Here is a 24,063-nt window from a genome sequence, read left to right as displayed (position 1 = left end):
GCCTTAGGCCAACCGGACCACACGTCCTAGTCTTGTGCCTACGGCACCGCGAACAGCGGCGGCGAACACGAGGGAGCCCAAGTGAGCAGCGATCGGGACGGCGTCTACGTCGGCGACAACGCGGCGGAGGACGACGACGACTGGTCGGACGTTCCTGACTACTCCCCGCCGTCCTGGTACACCCAGGGCGACCCGGCGGCGGCCGCGCCCGCCGCCGCCCAGACCCCCGCTCCCGCACCCGCCCCGGCTCCCGCACCTGCGCCGACCCCCGGCCCGGTGACGCCGCCCGCACCCGGCCCGGTGGCTGCGGCCCCGGCCGCCGAGACGCCCGCGCCGGTGGCTCCCGCGCCGGTGGCTCCGGCGCCCGTCGCCGCCGCGCCCGTCGCCCCCGCACCGGCCGACGTGGTCGAGACCGCCGTCATGCCGCCGGTCACCGACCACGGCCAACCGGCGCCCGCCCCGGTCGAGTTGCAGTCCGCGCCGGCTCCGGTGGCCCCCGCCCCGGCTCCCGTACCCGCACCTGCTCCCGCACCCGCGGACGGGCAGGCCGCTCCCGGCCCGGTGCCGCCGCAGCCGGTCCAGGCCCAGCCGACGCACCCTCAGCCGCCGCACGCCCAGCCCGGCCCGCCGCCGCCGTACCCGCAGCAGGGCGCGGCCGTGCCGCCCGGCCCGCAGCCCGGGCCCTGGCCGCAGCAGCAGCCGACGCACCCTCAGACCGCCCCGCCGCAGCAGCCGGTCGACCCGCGGCAGGGCGGCTGGCCGCAGGCCGCGCCGCAGCAGCCCGCGCCGCAGCCGTACCCGCAGCAGCAGGTGCAGCAGCCCTACCCGCAGCAGGCCGTGCCGCAGGCGCCGGTCGCCTTCCAGGGGCAGGGCCAGCAGCAGCCGATGGCGCACGGCGCCGCGCTCGGCTACACCGCGGCCGTGGAGCTCTCCTCCGACCGCCTGCTGCGCGGCCAGCCGAAGCAGCAGCGGGAGTCCCGGCTGAAGTTCGGCGGCAAGGCGGCCCAGGCCGACCGGGCCCGCCGGCTGGAGGTCATCCGCACCCCGGTGCTCTCCTGCTACCGGATCGCCGTGATCAGCCTCAAGGGCGGTGTCGGCAAGACCACCACGACCACCGCACTGGGCGCCACGCTGGCCACCGAGCGCCAGGACAAGGTCATCGCGATCGACGCCAACCCGGACGCCGGCACCCTCGGCCGCCGGGTGAAGCGGCAGACCGGCGCGACCATCCGCGACCTGGTGACGGCCATCCCGCACCTGCGCAGCTACATGGACGTGCGCCAGTTCACCTCGCAGGACCTGCACTCGGGCCTGGAGATCCTGGCCAACGACGTGGACCCGGCCGTCTCGACCACTTTCAACGACTCGGACTACCGCCAGGTGATCCAGGTGCTCGGGCAGCACTACCCGATCATCCTGACCGACTCCGGCACCGGTCTGCTCTACAGCGCGATGCGCGGCGTACTCGACCTGGCCGACCAGCTGATCATCGTCTCCACGCCCAGCGTGGACGGCGCCAGCTCGGCCTCCACCACGCTGGACTGGCTCTCCGCGCACGGCTACGCCGACCTGGTGCAGCGCGCCATCACGGTGGTCTCCGGGGTCCGCGAGACCAGCAAGATGATCAAGGTCGAGGACATCGTCGCGCACTTCCAGACCCGCTGCCGCGGCGTCGTGGTGGTGCCCTTCGACGAGAGCCTGGCGGCCGGCGCCGAGGTCAACCTCGCGATGATGCGCCCCAAGGTCCGGGACGCCTACTTCGAACTCGCCACCCTGGTCGGCGAGGACATCATGCGGGCCCAGCACGCGGCCGGCGGCTGGAACCAGCCGCAGCAGCAGGGCGGCTACCCGGGCTACCCGCAGCAGCAGGGCCAGCCGGGCTACCCCCAGCAGGGCGGCTACCCGCCGCAGCAGGGCGGCCAGCCGGGCTACCCGCAGCAGGGCCAGCCCTGGGCCCCGCAGCAGCAGCCCCCGCAGCAGCCCGGCGGCTACCCGCAGCAGCCGCTGCCCCAGGAGTGGGCGCAGCAGCCGCCGCAGCAGCCCGGGTACGGCTACCCGCCGCCGCCCCCGCAGCAGTAGGCACGCGTACGCCGGAGGGCGGCCCACCCGCGGGTGGGCCGCCCTCCGGCGTACGATCCGTCAGACCTGGTGTCAGAGCGCCGAGTCGGTCAGCTCGCGGGCCCGCTTCACGTCGTCGGCCATCCGGTCCAGCAGCGCCTCGATGGAGTCGAACTTCTCCATCCCGCGCAGGTAGGCCAGGAAGTCCACGGCCACGTGCAGGCCGTACAGGTCCAGCCCGACGCGGTCGATGGCGTAGGCCTCGACCGTCCGGTGGGTCCCGTCGAAGGTCGGGTTGGTGCCGACCGAGATGGCGGCCGGCATCCGCTCGCCACCGGCGGTCAGCCAACCGGCGTACACCCCGTCGGCTGGGATCGCGCTGTGTGCGACGGTGTCCACGTTGGCCGTCGGGTAGCCCAACTCCCGCCCGCGCTGGGCGCCCTGGACCACCACGCCCTCGACCCGGTGCGGCCGGCCGAGCACCTCGGCGGCCGCCTCCACCTCGCCCTCGGCGACCAGCCGGCGGGTCAGCGTCGAGGAGAACGGCACGCCGTCCCCGGCCGCTCCGCGCAGCTCCAGGTCGAGCACCTCCACCTCGAAGTCGTCCGCCCGGCCCAGCTCGGCCAGCAGCGCGACGTTCCCCGCCGCCTTGTGGCCGAAGCGGAAGTTCGGGCCCTCGATCACCAGCTTCGCGTGCAGCGCCTCCACCAGGACGGTCCGCACGAAGGTCTCCGGGGACTCCTGGGAGAACGCCGCGGTGAACGGCAGCACCAGCACCGCGTCCACGCCCAGCCCCCCGATCAGCTCGGCCCGCCGCGGCTGCGGCGCCAGCAGGGCCGGGTGGCTGCCCGGCCGGACGACCTCGCTCGGGTGCGGGTCGAAGGTGACCACGACCGCCTTCACCCCGAGCTCCCGGGCCCGCTCCACCGCCCGGCCGATGATCAGCTGGTGGCCCCGGTGCACACCGTCGAACGATCCGATGGTGACGACGCTGCGCCCCCAGTCCCCGGGGATCTCCTCCAGGCCACGCCAGCGCTGCACCTGACCGCTCCTTGTTCCCGAACCGGCGTGCGGCCTCCGCACGCCCTCGCTTCCTTACCGGACCCCTATAGCGTGCCATGCGCCCGATGCTGTGTCGGCACCGGAACCACAGCTGCGCGCGGCGTCCGCACCAGGGCGCAGCGTTCGGCCTCCGCCGCGGCGTATTGAGGATCCCGTCCGCCGGCCGCCAGCAGCCGCATCCGGGCCAGCAGCGGGCCACCGCGCGGGCCCGGTTCCTCCGCCGGCCAGTCCGCCAGCAGCCGGGCGAACCCGGCCGAGCGGCCCGCCCCGCGGACCAGCGCGGCGTCCACCCCCGACCCGCCGGCCTGCGCCGCGATCCGCACCAACTCCCTTGTCCCATCCGCTGGTTGGCCATCGTAACGGGCGGCCAGGCGCTCCACCACCGGCACCAGCACCAGCGGGTCGCGCTCCCCGTCGAGCAGGGCGGCCAGCAGCTCGGCGGGGTGCCCGGGCTCCGTCAGCAGCAGCGCCAGCACCCCGCGCAGCACCGGCGGCCGGACGGTCGCGGCGGCCACCACGGCCCCCGGGCCGGCCGGGCCCGCCAGCAGACCGGCCAGGTGCTCGGCCACCTGACCCACCGTCCGCTCCCGCCCGGGCCCGTCACCTTCCGGGACGCGTTCCAGCAGCTCGGCGGCCAGGTCCAGGGCCGGGCCGAGCAGCTCCGGGCCCGGCTGCCCGGCCAGCACCCGCAACACCTCCGCCACCGCCGCCCCCGGCTCCGCCAACCGCCCCCGGAACGCCGCCAGCACCGGCCCGGGCTCCTCCGCCAGCACCGGGGCCAGCGCCTCGGCCGTGACGAAGGCGTCGTCCCGCAGGTACGCCTCCAGCGCCCGCCCCAGGTACCGCGCCCGGCCCTCCGGCTCCCGCACCAACAGGGCCAACGCCGCACCGTGCAGGGCCGGTTCCTCCTCCCGGGCCAGCAGCGTACGGGCCGCGTGCCGCAGCAGCTCCGCCCCCGTCCCGGAGGCGTGCGGAGCCACCCGCAGCCCGTGCACCGCCGCCGCCACGTGCCACTGCGGGCCCGGGCGGTGGCTCCACCGGTCCACCGCCCGGCACAGCGCCGAGGGCTCCTCCACCGCCAGCCGGGCCAGCAGCGCGTCGGCCCGGGGATGGGCGGCGATCGCCAGACACTCCGTCAGGTCGTCCACCGCACCGTGCCGGTGGGCGAACAGCAGGTCGTCCGCGAGGTCCGCGGCCGCACTGCCGCCGGTCTCCCGGTACCAGCCGCAGAGCAACGGCAGCACCGCCCGCGGCTCCGCCGCCAACAGCTCCACCACCGCCGGACGGGCCGGACGGCCCGCCGCCACCAGACGCCGCAACAGGTCCGTCCGGTCCTCCACCGGCAGCGGCAACCCCGTCCAGAACTCCGGCTCCAGCCCGCCGCCCCCGCGCTCGGCGATCCGCTCCAACAGCTCCCGGTGCACGGCGGGGCCGGCCCCGAAGCCCAGCGCGTCCACCAGCAGCCGCCGCGCCCACCAGCCCTCCTCCGGCCCCGGCGCCGTCTCCACCCCGCGCCACAACCGCCACAGCCAGCCGTCCAACCCCTCCGCCCCGTACCGCTCCGCCACCCGGCGCAGCGCCCACCCCACCACCCCGGCCCGCCACCGCGGCACGCCGCCGGCGGGGACGGGGCCGTGCGCGGGGCCAGGCACGGACGTCGGGGCGAAGGCAGGCGCGGAGCTCAGGGCCACCGAGCCGAGTGCGGCGGAGACGAAGGCCGAGCCGCCCGGCCGCTGTTCGGAAGCCTCGGGCGGGCCGGAGCGGGCGGCGTTGCCCGACGGGCCCGACGTGCCGCCGGGTCGGCCGTCCTCCGGTTGGGCCGGTCCCCCGTCCGAGTGGCCGTCCGCCGCCGTGCCGCCGCCCCCCACCGTCTCGCCGAGCAGCAGCCGCAGGGCCGCGTCCAGGTCCAGCTGGGCCGCCTGGAGCCAGTCCGCCAGGTCCTCGTGCGGGAAGCGGTAGCCCGGCCCCGCCGGGACCAGCAGCGGGGTGCCCAGGGCCGCCCCGTCCCAGCCGCCCGCGGCCGGGAAGAGGTCGGCGAAGTCGGCGGCGTCCAGGGTGCCGTGACCGCTCGACAACATCCGGCGGGCCGCCTCCCGCAGACGGTCCGCCAGCACCCCGGCCCGCTCGCGCTCCCGGGCCTCCACCGGCTCGGGCGAGGGCCCGCCCCGCCGGTGCGCCCCCGCCCGCCGCGCGGACCCGGCCCCCGCCATCGCCCGGGCGGCCTCCCGGCAGCGCCGCTCCAGCCAGCCCGCGTACAGCTCCGCCCGGTCCGCCGGCACCCCCGCCTCCCCCGCCAGCCGCAGCGCCAGCGGGCTCCCCTCGAAGGGCTCCGTCCCGTACCGGCGCGCCACCCGCGCCGCCGCCTCGGCCGGCAGCGCCCCCAGCCCGTGCACCGCCGCCCCCGGCAGCCCCGGCCAGCCCTCCGGCCGGGCCGCCACCAGCAACCTGGTCCCGGTCAGCGCGAGCCACTCCACCGTCCCCGCCAGCCACTCCCCCGTCACTGCGGCCGGCGCCTCCTCCAACCCGTCCAGCAGCACCAGCAACGGCCGCCCGGCCTTCGCACAGACCAGCAGCAGCTCCGGCAGCTCCGGCGCCGGGACGCCCAACAAGCCTGCGGAGCGAGCGAGTTGGCGCTGCACCGCAGCCGCCGGAGTCGGCTCCCCTGCCGCCAGGTCGGCCCCGCGCAGCCAGAGCGTCGGCAGCGGCGCGGCCCCGCCCGCCCGGCGGACCGCCAGCGCAGCCAACTCGGTGGAGCGCCCGCAGCCCGCCGGGCCGAGCAGCGCCGACACCACTGCCTGCGGCTCCTCCCCCGTCAGCCCGTCCGGACGGTCCACCCGGTCCGCCACCAGGTCCGCGATCCGGCCCGGCCCGGCGCTCGCCGAACCGAGCTGCACCGAGGCCAACTGCAGCACCCCGCCCAGGTTGAGCGCCCGCCCGTACGCGGGAGCCGCCTCCGCGTTCCTGCTCCGCAGCCCGGCCAGCTCCGGGCCGTCCAACGGCAGCGCGACCGGCCGCGCCCCCGGCCCCGCCGCCAACACTCCCAGCACCGCCCCGCTCTCCGCACAGAGCACCGGCGCCCCGGCCGTCACCGGGCCGCGCAGCTGCGGCAGCTCCAGCTCCAGCACCCCGTCCGGACCGACCGCCCGGACACCGCCCTGGAGCTGGGTCAACTCCCACACCCTGGCCGCGAGTTGGCAGACGGTGAGCAGGCCGCTGCCCACCCCGCCGACGATCGGCGGCGGCTGCTCCGGCACCCCGCCGACGCCCGCCGTGTGCAGCAACGCCAGCCCCGCGCCGGGCAGCTCCTCCACGCTCTCCGGCCCGAGCACCCGGGCCTGCCCGCCCATCGTGTGCAGCACCAGCTCCGCCGCCCCCGCCACCACCTGACGGGCCGTCACCACGGTGCCCGACCGGTCCGCCACGAAGCCCAGCCCCCGCACCAGCCCGTCCGCCCCGCAGATCCGCAGCAGCACGACGCCCGCCCCTCCGTCCCCGGCAACACCCGCCCGGAGCCTGCCCGCCCCCACGGCCGCCGCTACCGCCACTCACCTGAACGGATGAACTCCCTCCGGAACGGCCTCCCACGAACCGGTCAGCGCACTACGAGCGCACCGAAGACCACCCCCGGGGCGCACGGCAGGTGGTTACACCGGGGGCGCACGGCAGGTGGTCACACCCGGGCACGGGAAGTACCACCCCGGGGCGCACGGCAGGTGGCCACACCCGGGCACGAGGATCACCACCCCCGGGGCGCACGGCAGGTGGTCACACCGGGGGCGCGGGGAACTGCGCGCTGCGGAAGGAGGAAACCCGTGTGCCGGGTACGGAGGCTCACGTGCAAGTGGCTGTCCGTACCCGGCACACGGGTCGTCAACTTCCGATTCGCGCAGTTCCCCGCGCCCCTGACCGCCCTCCGGGCGGTCCGAAGGCGGTCCGAAGGCGGTCCGAGGGCGGTCCGAGGGCGGTCCGAGGGCGGTCCGAGGGCGGTCCGAGGGCGGTCCGCAGATGTGGTGGTCAGCCGACGAAGACCGCGACCGGCTTGGCCTGGCCGCCCTTCTCCTCGATCAGGGCCAGGAACCGCCCGTCCGGCGCGAAGACCGCCACCGGCCCGTCCACGCCCAGGCCCGGGGCCTTGAGGCGGGAGCCGTGCGAGAGCTGTTCGGCCTGCTCGGCGTCGACGTCCCAGCGGGGGAACGCCGCTGCCGCCGCGTCACCGATCGCCAGCACCTCCAGCGGGGCCCCGTCCTCCCCCTTGACGGCCTCCTCCAGCTGCTCCAGCGTCCGCGCCGAGTCCAGCCCGTACGGCCCGACCTTGGTGCGCCGAAGGGCCGTCAGGTGCCCGCCGACGCCGAGCCCCTCGCCCAGGTCCCGGGCCAGCGCCCGGATGTAGGTGCCGGAGGAGCACTCCACCGTGACGTCCAGGTCGATCACCGGCGTGCCGTCCTCCGCCACCGCCGCGCGCTGCTCGTGCACCACGAACGAGAAGATGGTGGTCGGCCGCGCCGCCAGCTCGAAGTCCTCGCCCTCCCGGACCCTGGCGTACGAACGCTTCCCGTCGATCTTGATCGCGCTGACCTTCGACGGCACCTGCATGATCTCGCCGGTGAGCGCCGCGATCCCGGCGTCGATCGCCTCCCGCGCCACCCCGGAGGCGTCCACCGAGGCGGTGACGTCGCCCTCGCGGTCGTCCGTGACGGTGGTCTGCCCGAGCCGGACGGTCGCCTCGTAGGTCTTGGCGGTGAGCATCAGGTGCCCGAGCAGCCGGGTGGCCCGCTCGACGCCGATCACCAGGACGCCGGTCGCCATCGGGTCCAGCGTCCCCGCGTGCCCGACCTTCCTCGTCCCGGCCAGCCAGCGGAGCTTGGCCACCACGCCGTGCGAGGTCAGGCCCTCCGGCTTGTCGACGATGACCAGTCCGTCCGGGCCCGTGCCTTTACGCTTCATCAGTTCTTTCTCTGCACCTAGTACTCAGTACTTACCAAGAAGAAGAAATCAGCCGTGCGCGCCCAGCGCCGCCCGGAACCGTCCGACCGTGACGTCCACGTCCTCGCGCGCGGAGAACCCGGCCGCGAAGCGGTGCCCGCCACCGCCCAGGTCCGCGCAGACCGCGGCCACGTCGACCTCGCCCTTGGCCCGGCAGGAGCCGCGCAGGGTGCCGTCCGGGTCCTGCTTGAGCACCAGTGCCACCTCGGCCTCGGCCGGGCGCCGCAGCACGTCGATCAGGCCCTCGATCTCCTCCACCGTGACGCCGTACAGCGCCAGTTCCTGGTACGGCACCCAGGTCCACACCAGCCCGCGGCCGCCGGCCGCCTCCGGCTCGTAGACGGCCCGGCCGAGCGCGGCGGCCAGCACCTTGAGGTAGCCGAAGGAGCAGGTGTCCCAGAGCTGACGGGAGATCAGGTCGTGCCGGATGCCGGTGGCCAGCAGCCGCCCGGCGAACTCGTGGGTGGCCGGGGTGGTGGCCGCGTACTTGAAGGAGCCGGTGTCGGTGGCCACGCCGGTGTAGAGGCAGGCGGCCAGCTCCTGGTCGAGTTCGACGCCGAGCCGCCGCAGCAGCTCGTCCACCAGGACCGCGGTCGCGGGGGCGGACGGATCGATCAGCCGGTGGGTGCCGAAGCCCGGGTTGGAGGCGTGGTGGTCGATGACCACCAGCACCGGGGCGGCGAAGGCCTTGTCGTGCAGCAACCCCAGCCGCCCGGTGGAGGCCACGTCGAAGCAGACCACCAGCGCGGGCACCTCGGGCACCTCGGCGGCCGGCACGATCAGCTCCTGACCGGGCAGGAAGGAGAGCGACTCGGGGATCACCTGCGGGTCGTCGCCGAAGGAGACCCGCACCCGGCAGCCACGGGACCGCAGCGCCAGCCCGGCGGCCAGCGCCGAACCGAGCGCGTCGCCGTCCGGGTTCACGTGGCAGATCAGGTCCACCTCGTCGGCCCCGGAGAGCAGTTCGACCACCCGCTGCCACTCGCCGGCCAGCGAGGGGCCCTGGGCCCCGCCCGCGGCGGACGGCTCGCCGTCGCCCGCGCTGCGCTGCCCGGGAAGCACCGCGAGGGCACCCTCCACCGTGTCGGTGGAAGATGCCCCCTGGCCGGCCTCGACCGGCTCGCCGGTCATGGCTACTCGTCCTCGTCGTCGCGCTCGGCGGCCGGCACCCGGTAGGGGTCGGCGTCCCCGGCGTAGGTGGCGCCGGCCGAGGCCGTGCGCACCGCGGCGTCGGAGAGCCGGGCCTTGTCGAGCAGGTCGTCGATGTTCTTCGCGTTGTCCGGCAGCGCGTCGGCGACGAAGGTCAGCGACGGGGTGAAGCGGACGCCGGTCTGCTTGCCGACCTCGGAGCGGAGCACGCCCTTGGCGCTCTCCAGCGCCGCGGCGGTGGCCTCCCGCTCGGCCTCGTCACCGTAGACGGTGTAGAAGACGGTGGCCTCGCGCAGGTCACCGGTGACCCGGGCGTCGGTGATGGTCACGTAGCCCAGCCGCGGGTCCTTGATCCGGCGTTGCAGGGTCTCGGCCACCACCACCTGGATGCGGTCGGCGAGCTTGCGCGCCCTTGCGGTGTCGGTCACGTTGCCTCCTCGTGCAGTGAGCGCGGTACCGGGACGGTCGCACCCGGTGCGGCCCTGGCCCCAACGTACCCGCCCGCGCCCGGCCTTGCGGGCGCTCTCGGTCCTCGTCGGTGTGACGCTCCCGACCACCCGGCCGGACGTCCCACCTCAATCATCGTCGTCGCCGTGGTACCGCCTCCTCGCGGAGAGCAGCATCACCTCGGGGCGGCCGGCGACCAGCCGCTCACAGCTGTCCAGCACCTCGGTGACGTACCCGGCGTCGCCGGAGACGACCGCCAGGCCGATCTCGGCCCTGCGGTGGAGGTCCTGGTTCCCTACCTCTGCGGCGCACACGCTGTACTTGCGCGCCAGCTCGGCCACGATGGGCCGCACGATCGAACGCTTCTCCTTCAGCGAGTGCACGTCGCCGAGGAGCAGGTCGAAGGTGAGTGTTCCTACGAACATGTGTGACAGGCCAGAGCCGGCCTGGGGGCCTCGAAGGAGTTGCCCGAACGGGCGTACCTGGAGGCTAACAGTGAGGCCGGGGGGGGGGGGGGGGGGGGGGGGGGGGGGGGGGGGGGCGCCCCCCCCCCCCCCCCCCCCCCCCGGCTCACACCGCGTTACGCGCGCGGCTTCTCGCGCATCTCGTAGGTCTCGATGACGTCCTCGACCTTGATGTCGTTGAACGAACCGAGCGTGACACCGGCCTCGAAGCCCTCGCGGACCTCGGTGGCGTCGTCCTTGAAGCGGCGCAGACCCTCGATGGTGAGGTTCTCGGTGATGACCTTGCCGTCGCGGATGAGGCGGGCCTTGGCGTTGCGGCGCAGCAGGCCCTCGCGGACGATGACACCCGCGATGTTGCCGAACTTGGAGGAGCGGAAGACCTCGCGGATCTCCGCGGAGCCGAGGCGCACCTCCTCGTACTCGGGCTTGAGAAGACCCTTGAGGGCGTTCTCGATCTCCTCGATGGCCTGGTAGATGACCGAGTAGTACCGGACGTCCACGCCTTCCTTCTCGGCAGCGGTACGGGCGCGGCCTTCGGCGCGCACGTTGAAGCCGATGATGATGGCGTCCGAGCCCATGGCCAGGTCGACGTCCGACTCGGTGATCGCACCGACGCCGCGGTGCAGCACCCGGAGCTCGACCTCCTCGCCCACGTCGAGCTTGACGAGGGCGTCCTCGAGGGCTTCGACGGAACCGGAGACGTCACCCTTGATGATGAGGTTGAGCTGCTCGATGGAGCCCGCTGCGATGGCCTTGTCCAGGTCCTCGAGCGAGATCCGGACCCGACGCTGCGCGAAGGCGGCGTTGCGGTCGCGGGCCGAGCGCTTCTCGGCGATCTGACGGGCCGTGCGGTCCTCGTCGACGACGATGAAGCTGTCGCCGGCGCGGGGCACCGAGGTCAGACCGAGCAGCAGCACCGGGCGGGACGGGCCGGCCTCGGCGAGGCTGTTGCCGTTCTCGTCCAGCATCGCGCGGACGCGGCCGTAGGCGTCGCCGACCACGATCGAGTCACCGACGCGGAGGGTACCGCGCTGCACGAGCACGGTCGCCATGGCGCCGCGGCCCTTGTCGAGGTGGGCCTCGATGGCAATACCCTGCGCGTCCTGCTCCGGGTTGGCCCGGAGGTCGAGCGAGGCGTCCGCGGTCAGGACCACGGCCTCCAGCAGGGAGTCGATGTGCAGGCCCTGGCGGGCGGAGATGTCGACGAACATGGTGTCGCCGCCGTACTCCTCGGCCACCAGACCGAACTCGGTCAGCTGGCCGCGGACCTTGGTCGGGTCGGCGCCCTCGACGTCGATCTTGTTGACCGCGACCACGATCGGCACGCCGGCGGCCTTGGCGTGGTTCAACGCCTCGACCGTCTGCGGCATGACGCCGTCGTTGGCCGCGACCACCAGGATCGCGATGTCGGTGGACTTCGCACCACGGGCACGCATGGCGGAGAACGCCTCGTGACCCGGGGTGTCGAGGAAGGTGATCGGACGCTCTTCGCCGTTCACCGTGGTGACGACCTGGTAGGCACCGATGTGCTGGGTGATGCCACCGGCCTCGCCCGCCACCACGTTGGACTTGCGGATGGCGTCGAGCAGGCGGGTCTTACCGTGGTCGACGTGACCCATGACGGTGACCACCGGCGGACGCGGGGCCAGCATCTCCTCGTCGCCCTCGTCGGCACCGAAGTCGATGTCGAAGGACTCGAGCAGCTCGCGGTCCTCGTCCTCCCGGCTGACGATCTCCAGCTGGAAGCCCATCTCCTCGGCCAGCATCTGGAGCGTGTCGTCGGAGACCGACTGGGTCGCGGTGACCATCTCACCGAGGTTGAACATCACCGAGACGAGCGCGGCCGGGTTGGCGTTGATCTTCTCGGCGAAGTCCGTCAGGGACGAGCCCCGCGACAGGCGAACGGACTGGCCGTTGCCGCGCGGCAGCATCACGCCGCCGACGGACGGGGCCTGCATGGCCTCGTACTCCTGGCGCTTCGCCCGCTTCGACTTGCGGCCACGGGCCGGACGGCCACCGGGGCCACGGCCGAACGCACCCTGCGTGCCACCACGGGCACCCGGACCACCCGGACGGCCGCTGAAGCCACCCGGACGGGCACCGCCGCCGGCGAAACCGCCGCCGCCACCGGCACCGCCACCCGGACGCGGGCCGCCGAAGCCGCCACCCGCCGGACGCGAGCCCGGACCGGCCGGACGACCGGCGAAGCCCGGACGGGCACCACCGGCGGCACCCGGACCACCCGGACGGCCACCGGGGCCACCCGGACGGCCACCGGCACCCGGGCCCGGACGCGGGCCCGGACGCTGCGGCATCATGCCGGGGTTCGGACGGGGCATGCCCGAGGGGCTCGGGGCACCCGGACGCGGACCGGCCGGACGGGGCATCCCGTCGGGACGCGGAGCGCCACCCGGACGCGGGGCACCGGCACCCGGCGCACCGGCCGGACGCGGACGGTCACCACCGGGACGCGGGGCACCCTGGCCCGGAGCGCCACCCGGACGCGGACGGTCGCCGCCCGGACGGGGAGCACCACCGGCGCCGGGGGCACCGGCCGGACGCGGACGGTCGCCACCGGGGCGCGGAGCACCGGCGCCGGGGGCACCGGCACCCGGACGCGGGGCGCCCGGAGCGGCCGGACGACGGTCGCCGGGGCGGCCCATGCCGGTCGCGGAGCCCGAGGTGAAGGGGTTGTTGCCCGGACGCGGGCCGGCCGGGCGCGGGCCCGGACGGGCGGCCGGGTTGGCCGGACGCGGGGCCTGGGCGGCCGGACGGACCGGAGCCTCACCGGCCGGGGCCGGGGAGGAGAACTCCGCCGCCGGGGCGGCCGGAGCGGCCGGGGCAGCGGGACGCGCCGCCGGGCGCGGGCCCGGCGTCGGAGCGCCGGCCGGCTTCGGCGCGGCGGGGGCGGCCGGGGCGGCGGGAGCCGCGGCGGCCGGGGTCGGACGGGGACCCGGCGTCGCGGCGGGCCGCGGGCCAGGGGTGGGGGCACCCGGCTTGGGTGCGGCCGCACCGGCACCGCCGGTGGGCTGGGGCGCCGCGGGCTTCCGCGGGCCAGGCTTGGCAGCACCGCTGCCCGAGGGGGCAGCCACTCCCAAAGCGTCAGTCAACTTGCGCACGACCGGCGCCTCGATCGTCGAGGACGCCGAACGGACGAACTCACCCAGCTCGGTGAGCTTGGCCATGACGGCCTTGCTCTCCATGCCGAGCTCCTTGGCGAGCTCGTATACCCGGACCTTAGCCACTTCGCTCCTGTCTACGTGTCCGGGGTATTCGTCCGCCGGACCATCGCTACTTCATGGGCGTACTCATCGCGTACTCATCGAGTGCTCATCGCAATCTCGACCTACTTCCAACTCGCGAGGTACCTGACGTGGTGCGCACCGGGCGCGGGCCTGCAGGCCCGTCCGGTGCTTGTTGCGGTGGTTCTCTCAGCCTGGCGGGGCGTCGCCCGCCCGCTGCTCGACGTACTCGCGCAGCGCCGTGGTGTCGAGCGCGCCCTGGAGCCGGAAGGCCCGGGGGAACGCCCGTCGGCGGACCGCGAGGTCGAGGCAGGCCAGGTCGGGGTGCAGGTGTGCACCCCGGCCCGGCAGTGCGCCGCGGAGGTCGGGAACGCAGATGCCCTCGACCGCCACGACACGCAACAGCTGGTGCTTGGCCGCGCGCTTGCGGCAGCCCACGCAGGTGCGTTCAGGGCATGCTCGGACATGCGTCCGGCCAGACAAGCTCAAGTCTACCCCTCCGGAGGGACATGACGCCGCCCCGCCGATCGCGGTAGGACGTCTACAACGTGGCTACTCGGCCCGAGATTCCCGGCGATTGTCCTCGGCGGGGGCCTCGGTGTCCGGCCGGATGTCGATCCGCCAGCCGGTCAGACGGGCGGCGAGGCGGGCGTTCTGGCCCTCCTTGCCGATCGCCAGCGAGAGCTGGTAGTCCGGCACGATCACCCGCGCGGAGCGCTGGCCGTAGTCAACGATCTCCACGCTGCTCACCCGCGCGGGGGACAGTGCGGCGGCGACCATCTCGGCCGGGTCCTCGGACCAGTCCACGATGTCGATCTTCTCGCCGTGCAGCTCGGCCATCACGTTCCGCACCCGGGTGCCCATCGGGCCGATGCAGGCGCCCTTGGCGTTCAGGCCGGCCCGGCGGGACCAGACGGCGATCTTGGTGCGGTGGCCGGCCTCGCGGGCGATCGCGGCGATCTCGACGGTGCCGTCGGCGATCTCCGGGACCTCCAGCGCGAACAGCTTCTTCACCAGGCTGGGGTGGGTCCGGGACAGCGTCACGGACGGGCCGCGGACACCGCGGCGGACGGCCACCACGTAGCACTTCAGGCGGGTGCCGTGGGCGTAGACCTCGCCCGGGACCTGCTCCTGCGGCGGGAGGATGGCCTCCAGCTTGCCGATGTCGACCAGGATGTTCTTGGGGTCGTTGCCCTGCTGGACGACACCGGTGACGATGTCGCCCTCCTTGCCCGCGTACTCGCCGAAGGTCTTCTCGTCGGCGGCGTCGCGCAGGCGCTGCAGGATCACCTGCTTGGCGGTGGAGGCGGCGATCCGGCCGAAGCCGCTCGGGGTGTCGTCGAACTCCTTGGGCTCGACGCCCTCCTCCAGCTCGGAGGCGTCCTCCAGGGCCCAGACGGTGACGTGCCCGGTCTTGCGGTTCAGCTCCACCCGCGCGCGGCGGCGGGAGCCCTCGGTGCGGTGGTACGCGATGAGGAGGGCCGACTCGATCGACTCGACCAACAGGTCGAACGGGATGTTCTTCTCGGTAACCAGCCCACGCAGGGCGCTCATGTCGATGTCCACGGCTACGCCTCCTCTTCTCTCTTCACGGTCATGTCGGGGGTGCTGCTCACTCGTCGTCGGTGTCGTCGTCGGAGTCCTCGACCGGAGCGGACTCGTCGAGCAGCCCCTCGTCCTCCTTGCGGTTGAACTCCACCTGCACCCGGGCCCGGGCCACCTCGGAGTACTCCAGGCGGCGCTCCTTGGGCTTGCCGCGGCCCTTCACGGGCTGCACCTCGACCAGCGCGCCGTCCTCGTCGCTCTCCAGCACCCGGGCGGTGATCTCGCCGCCGTCCACCAGGTGGATCTTCGCCAGGCGGCCGGTGGCCCGGTGCCAGTGGCGGGGCTCGCGCAGCGGGCGCTCGGCCCCCGGCGAACCGACCTCCAGCACGTACGGGGCGGAGCCCATCACGTCCTCGGCGGCGTCCAGCTTCTCGCTGACCACCCGGCTGAACTCGGCGATGGCGTCCAGGTCGACGCCGCCGTCGGCGTCCACGTCGATCTGCACCTGACGGCGGCTGCCCGCCTGGGTGATGGTGACGTCCTCGAGGTCGAGACCGGCCTCGGCTGCCAGCGGCTCCAACAACGCGCGCAGCCGGTCGGTGGGGGTGGTGCTCATCCGGGTGACTCCTCGGCCGCGTCTGCTGTTGTCGGTAGGTGCTCGCTTCTCAGCGCAGCGGCAAGCCTATCCGGTCCCGGACCGTTCCACCGACTCCGCACGGCGCGCGGGCCCCGTACGCCGGGCGCGCTGCGAGCAAGGTCACAACGGTGCCGCAGGCCGTCTGTCATGATGCACGGGCCACGGGGGGCCACCCACGCCCTCCCACGAGTTTCACCCGGGAGCCCCACCGATGCCGTCCCTCACCCGGCGCAGTCTGCTCGCGCTCGGCGCGCTGACCGGTGCCTCGCTGCTGGTCTGCGGCTGCACCGACGAGGAGGGACCGGCGGCCGAGGCACGGCAGCGGGAGGACGCCGACCGGCCGGTGCGGGCCAAGGCGGTGGCCGACACCGACCGGCTGCTGGCCGGGTACGACGCGGCGGCCGCCTCGGCCGGGGACCGGGCCGAGCAGGTCAAGGCGCTGCGGGCCGAGGTCGCCGAGCACCGGGCCGCGCTGGCCACCGGGCTCCCGGACGGCGGCACCGCCACCTCGGGCGCCCCGGCCGCCTCCGGCACCCCCTCGGCCTCCGGCAGCGGCGGCCCGGTGGGCTCCGTCGCGCAGCTGGCGGCCGCCGAGCGGCTCACCGCCCAGGCGCGGCTCGCGCAGCTCGCGGGCGCCTCGCCGGAGCTGGCCAAGCTGCTCGCGGTGGTCGCCGCCTCGGGGGCGCTGCACGCCGCCGCACTGGGCGACCGCACGCCGGTCGCGGTGCCCGGGGACGGCACGGCCTCCCCGTCCGCGTCCGCCTCCGGGTCCGGCCAGGCCTCCCCGTCCCCGTCGGCTTCCCCGTCGGCCTCCGCGTCCGCGTCCGCCTCCGCCAAGCCGGTGCCGCTGCCCGCACCCATGGCCACCGCCCTGCAGACCGCGCTCTCCGCCGAGCACGCCGCCGTCTACGGCTACGGCGTGGTCGGAGCCCGCATCCCGGGGCCCGGCCGGGCCGAGGCGCACTCCGTGTTCGCCGACCACCAGTCCCAGCGGGACACCTGGCAGCGGCGGCTGGCCGCCGGCTCGGCCACCCCGACCGCAGCCGCGGCCGGGTACCAGCTGCCCTTCCCGGTGAACAGCCCGGAGACCGCCCGCCAGCTGGCCGCCCACATCGAGGTCCAGCTCACCGGGGTGTACGCGGGCCTGGTCGCCGCCACCACCGGCGAGCTGCGGCAGACCGCCGCCACCGCGCTGCGCGAGGCCGCCCTGAACGCCCGCCGCTGGGGCGGCGACCTCACCGCCTTCCCCGGCCTCCCGGCCGCCGGGGCCTCGGCCTCCCCGTCCCCGTCCCCGTCCGCTTCCTGAGCCCTCCTCAACCGCCGCCCCGGCGACCGCTCCTGACGGACCGTCGGGACGCCACGCCGAGCCCCTGACCAGCGGTTTCACCACCATGGCCGACAATGGACGGGCGAACCGCCGCACCGGCCCGGCCGGGCGGCGCCAAACGGGAGGCCAGCATGTCGGCAGCAGCAGGGCAGCAGATCACCGTCCCGGCGCGGCTCGCGGAGACCGTCCGGTCCCGGTACGGCGCCGAGGGCGCGGCCTGGCTGGCCGCCCTGCCCGGGCTGGTCCGCGCCGGGCTGGAGCGCTGGGACCTCACCCCCGAGCGGGTGGTGGAGCCCGGCGGCCGGCTCTCCCTGGTCTGCACCGTACGGCGGGACGACGGCTCGGCAGCCGTCCTGAAGACCTCCCTGGTCACCCCCGAGAACGCCCGGGAGCACGCCGCGCTGGCCCACTGGGCCGGACGCGGCGCCGTCCTGGCACTGGCCGCCGAACCGGCCGACGGCGCACTGCTGTTGGAGCGCCTGCACGGGGACATCCCGCTGCGCTCGCTGGCCGAGGCCAAGGCCATGCTGGAGGCGGCCGGCCTGCTCCAGCGGCTCTGGGTCTCCCCGCCGGACGGCCACTCCTTCACCCCGCTGGCCGAGCGGGTCACCGAGCTGGCCGACGCGGTCCGGCACCGGCGCGAACTCGCCCCGGAGGCGGCGCCGTTGGCCGACGAGGCGGTGGAGCTGGCCACCGCCCTGCTCGGCTCCGGCGAGGAGTCCTACCTGCTGCACGGCGACTTCCACCACGGCAAGGTGCTGGCTGCCGACCGCTCCCCCTGGCTGGCCGTCTCCCCCCGCCCGCTGGTCGGCGAACGCGCCTGGGACCTGGCCCGGCTGGCCCAGGACCGGATGGACACCCTGGCCGGCTCCCCCGGCCAGCGCGGCGCCGTCCGCCGCCGCCTCCACCAGCTCGCCGACGCCGTCGAGGTGGACCACGAGCGGCTGCGCGGCTGGACCCTCTTCCGCACCGTCGAGACCGGCCTGCGCCACCTGGAGGCGGGCGCCGCCGACACCGCCGAGCTCTACCTGGAGTTCGCCGACTGGCTCTGACCCAGCGGCAGTTGAGCCCCCATCACCGCGTACGGCCGGACGGTGTTCGGGAACAGCACCATCCGCGCCAGGTCCCGGTACCCCAGCGAGCGGTACAGCCGGCGGGCGGGCGTCTCCGCGTCGATCGCCGACAGGATGCTGCGCCGCGCCCCCGACCCCTCCGTCAGGCTCCGGATCAGCCGCGTCCCCACCCCCTGCCCCTGGAACCCGGGCAGCACGTGCAGCTCGGTCACCGCGAAGGTCCCGTCCAGCCAGTCGTCGTACCCGTTGCGCTCCAGGTGCGGCTCGATCACCGTGCTCCACCAGTGCTCGCGCCGGTTCGGCATCCCGTACCCGAAGCCCACCAGCCGCTGCCCGCTGAACGCCCCGAAGGCCAGCACCCCCGGCTGCAGCGCGTGCCGCCGCACGATCTGGAGCCGCACCGCCACCTCGTCCGCCGTCAGCCCGAAGGCGACCGCCTGCACCTCCAGTGCCTCCGCCGCCCACGCCGCCAACTCCACGGCCTCGATCGTCACCTCGGTCAGCTGCTCCATGCCCCGGACGTTACTCCCCCGCCCGGCCCCGGGGCGTCCGGCGCCCGGCCGTCGGCCGAACGGACGTTACGATTCCGGACGGATCATCAGAGGGGACCGATGAAGTTCAGGACGACCGTCGGGTTCTGGCGCTGGAACGCGCCCGCCCGCAGACCGGGGAAGTACGCCGAGGCCGAGTTCACGTGGGGGACGGTGGAGGTGCACCGTGCCCTCGGCCCGTTCCCGCCGGCGGGCCCTCGAGTGGAGTCCTGGGAGTTCCGCCCGGTGTCCGGACGGGTGCTGACCCTGCACGACGCCGGCTCCCCCGGGCACGACCTGCACGAGCGGGCGGAGCGGGGCATCACCGTCGAGTACGCGGGCCGGACCGGGACCCTGGCCGCCCAGAAGTCGGTGAAGGTCTCGGAGCGCCGGGTCACCCTCCACATCGGCGAGGACGGGCTCGCCCTCCGGCGGATCGGCGGGCGGACGGTCGTGGTGGACCGGTCCGGCACCGAGCTGGCAACCCGTCGGCTGGGGAGGTGGGAGCTCGCGCGGCCCTCGGAGCCGCTGCAGCTCTTCCTGACCGTGCTGGCCGCGGCAGACCTGGAGGGCCATCTGGGCTCCCCGCTCTGGGGGTACCTCTCCGAGCTGTTCTGAGCGTCCGTCAGAACAGGACGCTCATGAAGGCGCCGATCTCGCGGAAGCCGACCCGGGCGTAGGTGGCGCGGGCGCGGAGGTTGTAGTCGTTGACGTAGAGGGAGACGGTCGGCGCGACCTCGCGCAGGGCGGTCTCCAGGACGGCGGCCATGCCGGTGACGGAGAGGCCCCGGCCGCGGTGTTCGGGGGCGACCCAGACGCCCTGGATCTGGCAGGCGCCGGCGGTGACGGCGCCGATCTCGGCCTTGAAGACGACCGAGCCGTCCTCGGCGAAACGGGCGAAGGAGCGGCCGCCGCCGACCAGTTCGGCGACCCGGGCCTGGTAGAGCAGGCCGCCGTCGCCGGCCAGCGGGGAGATGCCGACCTCCTCGGTGAACATCGCGACGCAGGCCGGCATCAGGGCGTCGACCTCGTTCTTGCGGACCCGGCGGACCAGCGGGTCGGGGGTGATCGGGGCCGGGGCGGGGCTCTGGGTGGCCATCAGCGGCTGGTGGGCGCGGACCTCGCGGGCGGGGCCCCAGCTGCGCTCCAGGCAGGCCCAGAGGGCTGCGGTGGGCCCGGCGGGGCCGACGATGGAGGAGCAGCGGCGGCCCTGGCGGCGGGCCCGCTCGGCGAAGGCGCGGACGGCCTCGGGGCCGGCGTTGACGAGCACCAGGTTGGCCCCGGCGTAGCAGAGGGACTCCAGCCGGCCGTCGGCGTCGTACCAGCCCCACATCTCGCCGCCGAGCCGCCAGGGGTCGAGCCCGACGGCCTCCACCCGGGTGGCGACGAAGGCGTTGGCGACCGGGTCCCGGTGCAGGATCTCCAGTGCCTCGTCGAGGTCCTGGGGGTCGAGCACCCGGGTGGTCGCCAGGGCCCGGGCCACCTGGAACGGGCCGGGGAGCATCACACCTCGATCGAGCACGGGGCACCTCACCACTAGGAACGCTTGTCGCACCCTACTCCGCCCGCCCCGCCGGAGAGGAGGTGCGAGCACGGGCCCGCACCTCCCAGGGAGCACTACTCGGCGGCGGTCACGACCGGCGCGCCGGACTCCACGCCGTCGGCCTGCATCTGCTCGGCCAGCTTGAGGGCCTCCTCGATCAGGGTCTCGACGATCTTCGACTCGGGGACGGTCTTGATGACCTCGCCCTTGACGAAGATCTGGCCCTTGCCGTTGCCGGAGGCGACGCCGAGGTCGGCCTCGCGGGCCTCGCCCGGGCCGTTCACGACGCAGCCCATGACGGCGACGCGCAGCGGCACCTCCATGCCCTCCAGGCCGGCGGTGACCTCCTCGGCGAGCTTGTAGACGTCGACCTGGGCGCGGCCGCAGGACGGGCAGGAGACGATCTCCAGGCCGCGCTGACGGAGGTTCAGCGACTCCAGGATCTGCATGCCGACCTTGATCTCCTCGGCCGGCGGGGCCGACAGGGAGACCCGGATGGTGTCGCCGATGCCCTCGGCCAGCAGGGCGCCGAAGGCGACCGCCGACTTGATGGTGCCCTGGAAGGCGGGGCCGGCCTCGGTGACGCCGAGGTGCAGCGGGTAGTCGCAGGCCGCGGCGAGCTGGCGGTAGGCGTTGATCATCACGACCGGGTCGTTGTGCTTGACCGAGATCTTGATGTCGCGGAAGTCGTGCTCCTCGAAGAGCGAGCACTCCCAGAGCGCGGACTCGACCAGCGCCTCGGGGGTGGCCCGGCCGTACTTCTCCAGCAGGCGCTTGTCGAGCGAGCCGGCGTTGACGCCGATCCGGATCGGGACGCCGGCGTCCTTGGCGGCCTTGGCGATCTCGCCGACCTTGTCGTCGAACTGCTTGATGTTGCCCGGGTTGACCCGGACCGCGGCGCAGCCGGCGTCGATCGCGGCGAAGACGTACTTGGGCTGGAAGTGGATGTCCGCGATCACCGGGATCTGCGACTTCTTGGCGATGATCGGCAGCGCGTCGGCGTCGTCCTGGGACGGCACGGCCACCCGCACGATCTGACAGCCGGAGGCGGTCAGCTCGGCGATCTGCTGGAGCGTGGCGTTGACGTCGGAGGTGAGCGTGGTGGTCATCGACTGGACCGAGATCGGCGCGTCACCGCCGACCGGGACGTTGCCGACCATGATCTGCCGGGAGACGCGACGGGTCGCCAGCGGCTTGAGCGGCAGGGACGGAATTCCGAGCGAGATCGCGGACATGTGCGCAGGTTCCCCAGGGGTGCGGTTGGTGGTCCGGCCATCGGCTCCGGCCGGGCCGGGCGCTCCGGAAGTCACGGGGCGCCCGGCGTCCAACGGTACGGCACGGGTGAGGGGGCCAACGCACGTACCCGACGGAACCGGGTCAGTTCAGGCGGATGGGGTTGACAAGGTCGGCCACCATCACCAGTGCGGTGAAGCAGATGAACACACCGGCCACCACGTACGCGGCGGGCATCAGCTTGGCCACGTCGAACGGGCCCGGGTCGGGGCGGCGGAACAGCTTGGCCCAGCGGCGGCGCACCGACTCCCAGAGGGCGCCAGCGATGTGGCCGCCGTCCAGCGGGAGCAGCGGCAGCATGTTGAAGAGGAAGAGCGAGAGGTTGATCCCGGCCAGCAGCTGGACCATGCCGACCAGCTTGCTGGAGGAGGGGATGTCCATCTCGAACATCTCGCCGCCGATCCGGGCCGCGCCGACCATGCCCATCGGGGAGTCGGCCGGGCGCGGGTCGTCGCTGACGATGGCGTGCCACAGGCCGGGGATCTTGCCGGGCAGGGCGATCAGCGAGGAGATGCCGTTCGCGGCCATGTCGGCCATCCGGTCGACGCTCTCGCCGAAGGTCAGGGTCTGCATGACCTGGCGCGGGGCGAAGCCCAGGAAGCCCGCCGTGACGGTCTCGCCCTTGACCGGGTACCCGTCCGCGTCGATCTTCTGGACTTCGTTCTTCTCGGGGGTGGCCGTCAGGGTGACCCGCTGGCCGCCCCGCTCGACCACGATCGGCACCTGCACCCCGGCGGTCCTGCGGATCTCGGCCTGGAGCTGCTTGTAGTCGGTGATCGGGACCCCGCCGTAGGAGACGAAGGTGTCGCCCTCCTGCAGGCCCGCCCGCAGGGCCGGGCTCTGGGGCGCGCCGTCGGGGCACTTGTCGGTCGGCTGGCCGGCCGCCACCACGCACTTGTTGACGTAGGAGACGGTCGGCACGGCGGTCTGCTGGCCGACGCCCATGAGCACGGCCAGGAAGAGCACGAAGGCCAGGATCAGGTTCATGAACGGGCCGGCGAACATCACGATGACGCGCTTCCACGGCTTCCGGGTGTAGAACATCCGGTCCTCGTCGCCGGGCTTGATCTCCTCGTAGGAGGCCTCCCGGGCGTCCTCGATCATGGTCCGCCAGGGCGAGCTGGAGCGCTGGGTGATCCGGCCGTCCTCGCCCGGCGGGAACATCCCGATCATCCGGATGTACCCGCCGAGCGGGATCGCCTTGAGGCCGTACTCGGTCTCGCCCTTCTTCCGGGACCAGACGGTGCGGCCGAAGCCGACCATGTACTGCGGCACCCGGATGCCGAACAGCTTGGCGGTGGACAGGTGGCCCAGCTCGTGCCAGGCGATCGAGAACAGCAGCCCCAGGACGAAGAGCAGAATGCCGAGGCCCCACCACACCAATGTCACCGCTGAGCCTCCGTCATGCCGCTCCCTAGGTCTGCTCGCTAGCCCGCTGCCAGCTCGCGGGCCCGGGCGCGCGCCCAGGTCTCCGCGTGGAGTACGTCCTCGACGGTGAGCGAAGTTCCCACCGTGTGTTCGGACACCACCTTCGCCACAGTGTCCACGATTCCCGTGAAGGGCAGCTGCCCCTTCAGGAAAGCGTCCACGCACTCCTCGTTGGCGGCGTTGAAGACCGCCGGGGCGGTCCCGCCGAGCGTACCCACCTCGCGGGCCAGGTCGACGGCCGGGAAGGCCTCGGTGTCGAGCGGGAAGAACTCCCAGGTGGCGGCCTTGGTCCAGTCGCAGCCGGGGGCGGCGTCCGGCACCCGGTCGGGCCAGCCGAGGCCGAGCGCGATGGGCATCCGCATGTCCGGCGGGCTGGCCTGGGCCAGGGTGGAGCCGTCGGTGAACTCGACCATCGAGTGGACGACCGACTGGGGGTGCACCACCACGTCGATCCGGTCGAACGGGACGTCGTAGAGCAGGTGCGCCTCGATCACCTCCAGGCCCTTGTTGACCAGGGTGGCGGAGTTGATGGTGACCACCGGGCCCATCGCCCAGGTCGGGTGGGCCAGCGCCTGATCGGGCGTCACCCCGGCCAGCTCGTCCCGGGTGCGGTTGCGGAACGGGCCGCCGCTGGCGGTGACCACCAGGCGGCGCACCTCGGAGCGGGTGCCGCCGGCCAGCGCCTGGAAGAGCGCGGCGTGCTCGGAGTCCACCGGCACGATCTGCCCGGGCTTCGCGACGGCCTTGACCAGCGGGCCGCCGACGATCAGCGACTCCTTGTTGGCGAGCACCAGCACCCGGCCGGCCCGCAGGGCGGCCAGGGTGGGGCGCAGGCCGATCGAGCCGGTGATGCCGTTGAGCACCGAGTGGCACTCCACGGCGGCCAGCTCGGTGGCCGCGTCCGGGCCCGCCAGGACCTGCGGCAGCGGCCGGCCGGCCGCCCCGGCGGCGAGCGCCTCGCGCAGCGCCGGCACGGCGGCCTCGTCGGCCACCGCCACGGTGTGCACGCCCAGCTGCAGCGCCTGCTCGGCGAGCAGGGCGACCCGGCCGCCGGCCGCCGAGAGGGCGACCACCTTGAAGCGGCCGGGGTTGCGCAGGACCACGTCGATGGCCTGGGTGCCGATCGAGCCGGTCGATCCGAGGATCACCAGCTCCCGGGGACCCTCCGGGTCCCTGACGACGGGTGAGAAGCGCAGCTGCGGGTGGGCGAGCGAAGTCATGCGCCCCATTGTGTCCTGTCGGACGGGTGGGTCCGGCCGGACGGGTGTGTCCGGTCGGACGG

At 74.5% G+C, this 24,063-nt stretch carries 19 protein-coding genes; 4 read left to right on the top strand and 15 right to left on the bottom strand.

Going from position 1 to position 24,063, the window contains the following annotated elements; genetic code table 11:
- Window positions 1-81 precede the first annotated feature (81 nt).
- The gene (locus ACIA8O_RS39220; protein ID WP_396298872.1) at window positions 82-2,079 is read left to right on the top strand and encodes a MinD/ParA family protein; all 1,998 of its coding nucleotides are present in this window, start codon (window positions 82-84) and stop codon (window positions 2,077-2,079) included.
- Between the two features lie 72 nt (window positions 2,080-2,151).
- Here the strand turns inward: ACIA8O_RS39220 and ACIA8O_RS39215 are convergent, their stop codons facing one another.
- The 10 genes from ACIA8O_RS39215 to rimP form a co-directional block, all read right to left on the bottom strand.
- Window positions 2,152-3,099 (bottom strand): bifunctional riboflavin kinase/FAD synthetase, encoded by a 948-nt coding sequence (locus ACIA8O_RS39215; RefSeq protein WP_396298871.1) that lies wholly within the window; start codon window positions 3,097-3,099, stop codon window positions 2,152-2,154.
- Between the two features lie 65 nt (window positions 3,100-3,164).
- Window positions 3,165-6,593, bottom strand: coding sequence for a hypothetical protein (locus ACIA8O_RS39210; RefSeq protein WP_396298870.1), 3,429 nt, complete (start codon window positions 6,591-6,593; stop codon window positions 3,165-3,167).
- A gap of 541 nt (window positions 6,594-7,134) precedes the next feature.
- Complete coding sequence (gene truB, locus ACIA8O_RS39205; protein WP_396298869.1) at window positions 7,135-8,064, bottom strand: tRNA pseudouridine(55) synthase TruB; 930 nt, start codon at window positions 8,062-8,064, stop codon at window positions 7,135-7,137.
- A 48-nt stretch (window positions 8,065-8,112) separates the two neighbouring features.
- Entirely contained in the window at window positions 8,113-9,234 is a 1,122-nt protein-coding gene (locus ACIA8O_RS39200) for a bifunctional oligoribonuclease/PAP phosphatase NrnA (protein WP_396298868.1), read from the bottom strand.
- A gap of 2 nt (window positions 9,235-9,236) precedes the next feature.
- On the bottom strand, window positions 9,237-9,680 hold the full coding sequence (gene rbfA / locus ACIA8O_RS39195) for a 30S ribosome-binding factor RbfA (RefSeq protein WP_396298867.1): 444 nt from the start codon (window positions 9,678-9,680) through the stop codon (window positions 9,237-9,239).
- A gap of 147 nt (window positions 9,681-9,827) precedes the next feature.
- Window positions 9,828-10,124 carry a DUF503 domain-containing protein gene (locus tag ACIA8O_RS39190; RefSeq protein WP_345285664.1) on the bottom strand — a complete coding sequence of 99 codons (297 nt, stop codon included), beginning with the start codon at window positions 10,122-10,124 and terminating at the stop codon, window positions 9,828-9,830.
- Window positions 10,125-10,279: 155 nt separating this feature from the next.
- On the bottom strand, window positions 10,280-13,408 hold the full coding sequence (gene infB / locus ACIA8O_RS39185) for a translation initiation factor IF-2 (protein ID WP_396298866.1): 3,129 nt from the start codon (window positions 13,406-13,408) through the stop codon (window positions 10,280-10,282).
- A gap of 186 nt (window positions 13,409-13,594) precedes the next feature.
- Entirely contained in the window at window positions 13,595-13,888 is a 294-nt protein-coding gene (locus ACIA8O_RS39180; RefSeq protein ID WP_396298865.1) for a YlxR family protein, read from the bottom strand.
- Between the two features lie 69 nt (window positions 13,889-13,957).
- A complete protein-coding gene (gene nusA, locus ACIA8O_RS39175; protein WP_396298864.1) occupies window positions 13,958-14,971 on the bottom strand; it encodes a transcription termination factor NusA in 1,014 nt (337 codons plus the stop codon).
- A 46-nt stretch (window positions 14,972-15,017) separates the two neighbouring features.
- Window positions 15,018-15,566, bottom strand: coding sequence for a ribosome maturation factor RimP (rimP, locus tag ACIA8O_RS39170; RefSeq protein ID WP_396298863.1), 549 nt, complete (start codon window positions 15,564-15,566; stop codon window positions 15,018-15,020).
- A 232-nt stretch (window positions 15,567-15,798) separates the two neighbouring features.
- Here rimP and ACIA8O_RS39165 point away from each other — a divergent pair, with 232 nt between their 5' ends.
- Both ACIA8O_RS39165 and ACIA8O_RS39160 read left to right on the top strand, forming a co-directional pair.
- Window positions 15,799-16,893, top strand: a complete 1,095-nt coding sequence (locus ACIA8O_RS39165; protein ID WP_396298862.1) for a ferritin-like domain-containing protein — start codon at window positions 15,799-15,801, stop codon at window positions 16,891-16,893.
- A 152-nt stretch (window positions 16,894-17,045) separates the two neighbouring features.
- Window positions 17,046-17,966 carry an aminoglycoside phosphotransferase family protein gene (locus ACIA8O_RS39160; protein WP_396298861.1) on the top strand — a complete coding sequence of 307 codons (921 nt, stop codon included), beginning with the start codon at window positions 17,046-17,048 and terminating at the stop codon, window positions 17,964-17,966.
- On the opposite strand, the gene ACIA8O_RS39155 is transcribed toward ACIA8O_RS39160, so the two are convergent.
- Window positions 17,939-18,499 carry a GNAT family N-acetyltransferase gene (locus tag ACIA8O_RS39155; protein WP_396298860.1) on the bottom strand — a complete coding sequence of 187 codons (561 nt, stop codon included), beginning with the start codon at window positions 18,497-18,499 and terminating at the stop codon, window positions 17,939-17,941. The genes ACIA8O_RS39160 and ACIA8O_RS39155 overlap by 28 nt on opposite strands.
- A gap of 99 nt (window positions 18,500-18,598) precedes the next feature.
- Between ACIA8O_RS39155 and ACIA8O_RS39150 the strand changes: the two genes are divergently transcribed.
- Entirely contained in the window at window positions 18,599-19,135 is a 537-nt protein-coding gene (locus ACIA8O_RS39150) for a hypothetical protein (protein ID WP_396298859.1), read from the top strand.
- Between the two features lie 7 nt (window positions 19,136-19,142).
- Here ACIA8O_RS39150 and ACIA8O_RS39145 read toward each other — a convergent pair whose 3' ends face one another.
- The 4 genes from ACIA8O_RS39145 to dxr form a co-directional block, all read right to left on the bottom strand.
- Window positions 19,143-20,021, bottom strand: a complete 879-nt coding sequence (locus ACIA8O_RS39145; RefSeq protein ID WP_396298890.1) for a GNAT family N-acetyltransferase — start codon at window positions 20,019-20,021, stop codon at window positions 19,143-19,145.
- 113 nt (window positions 20,022-20,134) lie between these two features.
- The gene (ispG, locus tag ACIA8O_RS39140) at window positions 20,135-21,295 is read right to left on the bottom strand and encodes a flavodoxin-dependent (E)-4-hydroxy-3-methylbut-2-enyl-diphosphate synthase (protein WP_396298858.1); all 1,161 of its coding nucleotides are present in this window, start codon (window positions 21,293-21,295) and stop codon (window positions 20,135-20,137) included.
- Between the two features lie 142 nt (window positions 21,296-21,437).
- Window positions 21,438-22,742, bottom strand: coding sequence for a M50 family metallopeptidase (locus ACIA8O_RS39135; protein WP_396298857.1), 1,305 nt, complete (start codon window positions 22,740-22,742; stop codon window positions 21,438-21,440).
- A gap of 38 nt (window positions 22,743-22,780) precedes the next feature.
- A complete protein-coding gene (dxr, locus tag ACIA8O_RS39130; RefSeq protein ID WP_396298856.1) occupies window positions 22,781-24,001 on the bottom strand; it encodes a 1-deoxy-D-xylulose-5-phosphate reductoisomerase in 1,221 nt (406 codons plus the stop codon).
- Window positions 24,002-24,063: the final 62 nt, after the last annotated feature.

The organism is Kitasatospora sp. NPDC051853, assembly GCF_044452665.1.
In the GTDB taxonomy this organism is placed as follows: Bacteria; Actinomycetota; Actinomycetes; order Streptomycetales; family Streptomycetaceae; genus Kitasatospora.
Note: the sequence above shows the minus strand (reverse complement) of the source record. Positions and strands in the feature narration are given on the sequence as shown.

Bases quoted from the DNA above. Each gene is read 5' to 3' on its own strand.
- ACIA8O_RS39190 (WP_345285664.1), bottom strand. From the start codon at position 10,124: ATGTTCGTAGGAACACTCACCTTCGACCTGCTCCTCGGCGACGTGCAC.
- ACIA8O_RS39145 (WP_396298890.1), bottom strand. From the start codon at position 20,021: ATGCTCCCCGGCCCGTTCCAGGTGGCCCGGGCCCTGGCGACCACCCGG.
- dxr (WP_396298856.1), bottom strand. From the start codon at position 24,001: ATGACTTCGCTCGCCCACCCGCAGCTGCGCTTCTCACCCGTCGTCAGG.
- ACIA8O_RS39155 (WP_396298860.1), bottom strand. From the start codon at position 18,499: ATGGAGCAGCTGACCGAGGTGACGATCGAGGCCGTGGAGTTGGCGGCG.
- ACIA8O_RS39165 (WP_396298862.1), top strand. From the start codon at position 15,799: ATGCCGTCCCTCACCCGGCGCAGTCTGCTCGCGCTCGGCGCGCTGACC.
- ACIA8O_RS39200 (WP_396298868.1), bottom strand. From the start codon at position 9,234: ATGACCGGCGAGCCGGTCGAGGCCGGCCAGGGGGCATCTTCCACCGAC.
- ACIA8O_RS39150 (WP_396298859.1), top strand. From the start codon at position 18,599: ATGAAGTTCAGGACGACCGTCGGGTTCTGGCGCTGGAACGCGCCCGCC.
- ACIA8O_RS39160 (WP_396298861.1), top strand. From the start codon at position 17,046: ATGTCGGCAGCAGCAGGGCAGCAGATCACCGTCCCGGCGCGGCTCGCG.
- rimP (WP_396298863.1), bottom strand. From the start codon at position 15,566: ATGAGCACCACCCCCACCGACCGGCTGCGCGCGTTGTTGGAGCCGCTG.
- ispG (WP_396298858.1), bottom strand. From the start codon at position 21,295: ATGTCCGCGATCTCGCTCGGAATTCCGTCCCTGCCGCTCAAGCCGCTG.
- truB (WP_396298869.1), bottom strand. From the start codon at position 8,064: ATGAAGCGTAAAGGCACGGGCCCGGACGGACTGGTCATCGTCGACAAG.